This is a genomic window from Streptomyces sp. NPDC058274 (assembly GCF_042881375.1).
Classification (GTDB): Bacteria; Actinomycetota; Actinomycetes; order Streptomycetales; family Streptomycetaceae; genus Streptomyces.
In genome coordinates this window covers 270,536-276,535 of the sequence record NZ_JBHVXW010000001.1, presented here as the reverse complement: position 1 = coordinate 276,535, position 6,000 = coordinate 270,536, and the positions used below count along the sequence as shown (strand labels likewise).

Sequence of the window (6,000 nt, the reverse complement as noted above, 5' to 3'; positions counted from 1 at the left end):
GGGGTCGGTGGGCTCCCGTCTCCGCCATCGCGGCTCCTGTATATGCCGGGCATGCCGCCCCCGCCCGGCCCCCCCCCCCCCACTTCTCTGTCCGGAGTGCGTCGGACGGTCGCTCTTCTCTGTCCGGAGTGCGTGAGAGACGGTCAGTCTTCTCTGTCAGGTGTGCGTGGGACGGTCACTCGCCTCAGGGTGTCACCGCGATATTGGTGAGGCCCTTGCCGCCGGTCACCGTGTTCGAGGCGTACACCGTCGTCGGGCAACTCGCGCTGTAGTTCGTCACGTTGACGGCGAGCTGCTTGTCGCCCGCGGACCCCGTCAGAGTCGATGTGTTGCCCCGGAACACCGTGCCGCAGCCCCAGCCGGACTGCTGGGTGTGCGTCTCGTAGCCGTTGTTCGTCGTCAGCGTGCCCTTGTTGTTCTCCACGACGACGTCGTTGCCCTTCACGTCAACCCATGAGTCGTCGTAGTTGGCGCCGGTGAGACCGCTGCCGTCGAAGGTGTTTCCGGTGATCGTCGCGCCCGTGGTGCCCTCCTTGATGTCGACGTTCTCGCCGCCGACGTCCGGGCCGATCGTGTTGCCGGTGATCTGGATGCGGTCACTCTTGTCGGAGGTGCCGCCGGCCGTACCGACGTACACGCCCTCGCCCATGCCGCGTCCGTCGTTGCCGGTGTCGTAGATCCTCGAGTTCTTGATCACGCCGTCCGTGCTGGAGTTGCGGAAGTGGACGCCCTCCATGTCCAGGCCGTGCACGGTGACCGTGTCGACGACGACGCCCTGGGCGGCGTCGATCATGATGCCCTTCTGGCCGCCGGTGACGGTGATGCCCTGGACCGTCCAGTACGAGGCGCCGTTGAGGTGGAGGCCGTAGCCGCCGCTCGCGGTGAGGACCGCTTTCGAGGAACCGGTGAGGGTGATCCGGGAGCCTGAACTCGCGGCTGTCGTCGTCTTGAAGTTGCCCGTGTAGGTGCCGTCGGCGAGATGGATGGTGTCGCCGGCGGAGGCCGAGGTGAGGGCCGTCTTCAGCTGGGCGGCGGTGGAGACCTCGATGACCTGCGCGGCTTCCGCGGTGGGGGCGGTCAGCAGGAAGCCGGCCGTGGCCGTCGTCACGGCGAACAGCGGGATGAGGAGTGTGCGTCGGATGCGCATGTGGGGGGAGACCTTCCCGTCGGATACAGAGAAGAGCGTTCCAGTACGTGAACGCTGGGCGCGAACATGAACGTAGGGGGGTCGCGGGCTCGCGTCAAGGTCTGGACCAGTTCCGGAGGGCGGCCACCGTGGGCACGTCTCGTCTTCCCTGAAAAGTCGGTAAGAGGGGCCGGTTCGGATCACGGGCGGGGAATGCCCGCCCTGCGCGCCACGTTGTGGAGTACGAACACGAGGAGGAGCGGTCACAGTGCTTGATCCGCAGGGTTTGTACGCATGGGAGCCGAAGGGCCTGGCAGTCGTCGACGTGGCGCTCGCCCAGGAGTCGGCCGGCCTTGTCATGCTCTACCACTTCGACGGGTACATCGACGCGGGCGAGACCGGCGACCAGATCGTCGACCGGCTGCTCGATTCGCTGCCCCACCAGGTCGTGGCGCGTTTCGACCACGACCGGCTCGTGGACTACCGCGCCAGACGTCCGCTGCTGACGTTCCAGCGCGACCGCTGGACCGACTACGAAGAGCCCACCCTTGAAGTGCGGCTCGTGCAGGACGCCACCGGGGCCCCCTTCCTGCTCCTCTCCGGCCCCGAGCCGGACGTCGAGTGGGAGCGCTTCGCGGCGGCCGTCCAGCAGATCGTGGAGCGGCTCGGCGTCCGCCTGTCGGTGAACTTCCACGGCATCCCCATGGGCGTCCCGCATACGCGCCCCGTGGGCCTCACCCCGCACGGCAACCGCACCGACCTGGTGCCGGGCCACCGCAGCCCCTTCGACGAGGCGCAGGTCCCCGGCAGTGCCGAGTCCCTCGTCGAGTACCGCCTCATGGAGGCGGGGCACGACGTGGTGGGCATCGCCGCGCACGTGCCGCACTACATCGCCCGATCTCCGTACCCGGACGCCGCGTTGACCGTCCTGGAGTCGATCACCGCCGCGACCGGCCTGGTGCTTCCCGCCATCGCGCACTCCCTGCGCACCGAGGCGCACCGCACGCAGAACGAGATCGACCGGCAGATCCAGGAGGGCGACGAGGAACTCGTCGCGCTCGTCCAGGGACTTGAGCACCAGTACGACGCCGCCGCGGGCGCCGAGACGCGGGGGAACATGCTCGCGGAACCCGTCGACATCCCGTCCGCGGACGAGATCGGGCTCGAATTCGAACGCTTCCTGGCGGAGCGCGAGGGCGATTCCTGAGCCGGTCACCCGGCGACCCGACCACCCGACCACCCGACCACCCGGCGACCCGAGTCTGGTCGACCTGCGACGGAGCGGGACGGCTCCCGGGCCACGGCGCGGGGCGGCTCCCGAGCCACGGCGCGGGGCGGCTCCCGAGCCTCCCGGAGGGGCCGGCTCCCGAGCCTCCCGGAGGGGCCCGTTCCCCGGGTCGTGAGGGGGTCTGTCAGTGGCAGGCCCTAAGCTTCGCGTCATGCTGAAGGTGGGCCTGACCGGCGGTATCGGCGCTGGCAAGAGCGAGGTGTCGCGGCTGTTCGTCGAGCACGGCGCCGTACTGATCGACGCCGACAGGATCGCGCGCGAGGTCGTCGCGCCCGGAACGCCGGGGCTCGCCGCGGTAGTTGAGGCGTTCGGCGAGGACGTGCTCGCCGCCGACGGGAGCCTGGACCGGCCCAAGCTGGGCTCGATCGTCTTCGCCGACCCGGACAGGCTCGCCGTACTGAACTCGATCGTGCACCCCCTGGTGGGCGCCCGCTCCCGGGAGCTGGAGGACGCAGCCTCCGCCGACGCGGTCGTGATCCACGATGTCCCCCTCCTCGCCGAGAACGGCCTCGCGCCGCTGTACGACCTGGTGGTCGTCGTCGACACAGCCCCGGAGACCCAGCTCGACCGGCTCGTGCGGCTGCGCGGCATGAGCGAGCAGGACGCCCGCGCCCGCATGGCCGCCCAGGCCACCCGTGAGAAGCGCCTGGAGATCGCGGACATCGTCATCGACAACGACGTACCGCTCGATGAGCTGGAGCAGCGCGTGCAAGAGGTATGGGCCGACCTCGGACGACGGGCGCGCTCGGCCAAGGAATAGCGGGGCCTCCCGGGGGCGTTGAACCCGTGCAGCAAGGGAAGGACTCTGCCGTGCCCGAGACCAGCGGTTGGACCGGACGAACTCCGGAGACGCATGTCATCGACTTCCGTGCCGCCGAGCAGTTGCTCGCCGCGCGCGATCCGCGGGGCGCGGTGAAGCTGCTCGACCCGGTGATCGCCGCGCACCCCGAGAACACCGCGGCGCGTCTGCTGCGCGCCCGTGCCTTCTTCGCGGCCGCTCAACTGCGTCCGGCCGAGCTGGAGTTCACCATCGTCCTGGAGCGCGAGCCGGACAACGCGTACGCGCATTTCGCACTCGCCCGCACCTACGAGCGCCAGCTCCGCCCCGACCAGGCCAAGCGCCACTTCCGGCTGGCGGCGGCGCTCGACCCGAAACCCCAGTATCTGGAAGCGGCGGGCTTCGACTCCTGAGGTACGCGGAGTACCCAAAGCTACGCGGAGCGCTCAACGGCCAGGACCTGTGCGGTCGATCATGGTGGAGGGAAGCTGCGGCGCTCTGTCAGAGAGGGGGTATCCGGCGGATGAGGCCGGCTCCGGGCGACGGCACCGGTGGGCGCCGACGGGCGTGGCAGACACCGCACCGTCGGCATGATCCGCCGGACAGGGACAGGCTCTATGGGTGGCGGTGCTCCGGGGGCAGGTACGGCGGGATGTCGCGTCCCGGCTGGTAGTGCGGCCCCTGACGGATGTGCCGCAGGATCATGACCATGTCGACGGTGACGATCAGCCACAGGGCACCGCAGGCGGCCGCCCACCCGGGCCGCCCGGCGAGCGCGAACCCCACCGTCCCGGCGACCGTCCAGATCAGACCCCAGACGCTCAGCCAGAAGCGCAGCCGCAGAGCACTGCGTGCTGTCGTCGGTTCACTGCCCGTACGCATCGGAATCATCGCTCCTTCTGAAAAAGTACCTCTGGTGGGGCAGGTTCACCAAGGGACGGCGGTCGCGAAGGGCGGCGGCCCGGGAACGCGACGGGGAGGCGACGGTGCTGCTGACAGCGCTGCGGGCGGACACGAGAGTCGCCGAGTGGCTGAGGGATCTGGAGACCGAGGGCGCTCCCCGGGCGGAGGCGACGCTTCCGGACCCGGACGAGTTGCCGGACGTGCTGCTCGACCTGAGCGTCCCCCACGAGCACATCAACGAACTCGTCGCGCTGGGGGCCGAGTTGGCGGCGGACGCGGAAGCGATGACGCTCCTCGCGCGCTGCGTCGACCGCCTCGTACGGGACATGGGGGAGATCGGAAAGGCATGGGAGCCGCCGGTGTTCCCCGCGTCGGCAGGCGCCCTGGGCCGCTGCTTTCCCCTGTACGTCTTCATCGCGGCGCTTCCCTACGTGCGCGCGTACCACCGGGAGCGCGGCATCCGGGACGACGTGTCCCGGCGCACGCTCGCCGACCTGGGACGGCATGTCGCCGTCCACCACAGACGGTTCGGTACGCCCGGGCTGCTGTTCCCGTGGTGGATCTCGCTGCACTTCCACGGTGAGCTGTATCAACTGGGACGGCTGCAGTTCCAGCGGGCCCGGCTCGGCCGGCAGACGGGACGGGCCGTCGCGGAGGCGGGCTTCGGTCTCCGCCACGGCGACCCCTGCCTGAGCCTGCACATCACCGACTTCCGCGGCCCGCTGTCCCCCTCCGCCTGCGACCGCTCGCTCGCGCTGGCCCGGGATTTCTTCGCCTGCCACTACCCCGACGAACGCCTTGAGATCGCCGTCTGCCGCTCCTGGCTGCTCGATCCCCAGCTCAAGCGCCATCTGCGGGCCGACTCCAACATCATCCGCTTCCAGGACCGCTTCCAGCTGACGCACGAGGAGAACACCCCGGACGACAGCGTGCCGGTCGGCTTCGTCTTCGGCGATCCCGAACTGCCCGTCGAGTCCCTGCCCCGGCGCAACAGCGTCGAACGGGCGGTGGGCGACCATCTGCGCGCGGGAGGCCACTGGTACGGCGGACACGGCTGGTTCGCGATGCCGTCCGGCTGATCGGCGAATGTCACCCGATCGAGTGGTCGGCAGGCGGGAACGAGCCGACGGGAGCGGCCCGTTGGACGGGTATGAGCCTTGAAATGCGTGAGGGGTACGAGGGGACGGGACCGGGCGCGATCACGCCGGACGGCTGCGCGGTCGAGCTCTATACGCGGCTGCCCGTCGGTGACGAGCCGGACATCATCACGGCGGCGGTGCCCGCGGGCGCGCGCATCCTGGAGCTGGGCAGCGGAGTCGGACGCATCACCCACCCGCTCCTGGAGCGCGGATTCACGGTGACCGCGGTGGACGAGTCCGCCGAGATGCTCGAGCGGATCAGCGGGGCCCGCACGATACGCAGCCCGATCGAGGACCTCGATCTGGGTGAGACCTTCGACGTGGTGATGCTCGCGTCCTTCCTGGTGCACAGCGGGGACATCGAAGTGCGCCGCGGTCTCCTGCGGACCTGCGTACGCCATGTCGCCGAGGACGGCTGCGTGTTGATCCAGCGCGAGGGCGAGGACTACCACAAGAACCTGCCCCGCGAGCGGGTCGACCCCTCCGGCTTCACGGTACGCATGCTCTCGGCGGAGCCCGTCGGAGACGGGGTCAACTCGGTCCTCGCGGAGTACGTGTTCCCGGACGCCACCTGGACCCAGCGGTTCCTCGCCCGCCCGCTGACCAGGGACCAGTTCGAGGACGCGTTGGCGGCGGCAGGGCTGCGGGTGGACCGCTATCTGACGGAGGACGGGGTGTGGGTGAGGGCCCTTCCAGCGCCGGGGGAGGCTTTCGGCCCGTCCGGCGTCTGAGGACGAGCCCTTCGGGCGGACGCGGGCCCGGGGGC

7 protein-coding genes are annotated in these 6,000 nt (G+C 70.1%); 5 read left to right on the top strand and 2 right to left on the bottom strand.

The window, feature by feature from the left end:
* Positions 1-184: 184 nt before the first annotated feature.
* Positions 185-1,147, bottom strand: a complete 963-nt coding sequence (locus ACFVYF_RS01300) for a right-handed parallel beta-helix repeat-containing protein (protein WP_389448944.1) — start codon at positions 1,145-1,147, stop codon at positions 185-187.
* A 247-nt stretch (positions 1,148-1,394) separates the two neighbouring features.
* On the opposite strand from ACFVYF_RS01300, the gene ACFVYF_RS01295 reads away from it, so the two are divergent.
* From ACFVYF_RS01295 to ACFVYF_RS01285, 3 genes are all read left to right on the top strand, one after another.
* The gene (locus tag ACFVYF_RS01295) at positions 1,395-2,333 is read left to right on the top strand and encodes a PAC2 family protein (RefSeq protein WP_389448941.1); all 939 of its coding nucleotides are present in this window, start codon (positions 1,395-1,397) and stop codon (positions 2,331-2,333) included.
* Positions 2,334-2,565: 232 nt separating this feature from the next.
* Positions 2,566-3,174 (top strand): dephospho-CoA kinase, encoded by a 609-nt coding sequence (coaE, locus tag ACFVYF_RS01290; protein ID WP_389448939.1) that lies wholly within the window; start codon positions 2,566-2,568, stop codon positions 3,172-3,174.
* A gap of 50 nt (positions 3,175-3,224) precedes the next feature.
* Positions 3,225-3,605 (top strand): tetratricopeptide repeat protein, encoded by a 381-nt coding sequence (locus ACFVYF_RS01285; RefSeq protein ID WP_389448936.1) that lies wholly within the window; start codon positions 3,225-3,227, stop codon positions 3,603-3,605.
* A gap of 202 nt (positions 3,606-3,807) precedes the next feature.
* On the opposite strand, the gene ACFVYF_RS01280 is transcribed toward ACFVYF_RS01285, so the two are convergent.
* Complete coding sequence (locus ACFVYF_RS01280) at positions 3,808-4,083, bottom strand: DUF6343 family protein (RefSeq protein ID WP_389448934.1); 276 nt, start codon at positions 4,081-4,083, stop codon at positions 3,808-3,810.
* A gap of 95 nt (positions 4,084-4,178) precedes the next feature.
* Between ACFVYF_RS01280 and ACFVYF_RS01275 the strand changes: the two genes are divergently transcribed.
* Together ACFVYF_RS01275 and ACFVYF_RS01270 are read left to right on the top strand one after the other, a co-directional pair.
* Positions 4,179-5,174, top strand: coding sequence for an acyltransferase domain-containing protein (locus tag ACFVYF_RS01275; RefSeq protein ID WP_389448931.1), 996 nt, complete (start codon positions 4,179-4,181; stop codon positions 5,172-5,174).
* 83 nt (positions 5,175-5,257) lie between these two features.
* Positions 5,258-5,965, top strand: a complete 708-nt coding sequence (locus tag ACFVYF_RS01270) for a class I SAM-dependent methyltransferase (RefSeq protein ID WP_389448928.1) — start codon at positions 5,258-5,260, stop codon at positions 5,963-5,965.
* The last annotated feature ends 35 nt before the right edge of the window (positions 5,966-6,000 follow it).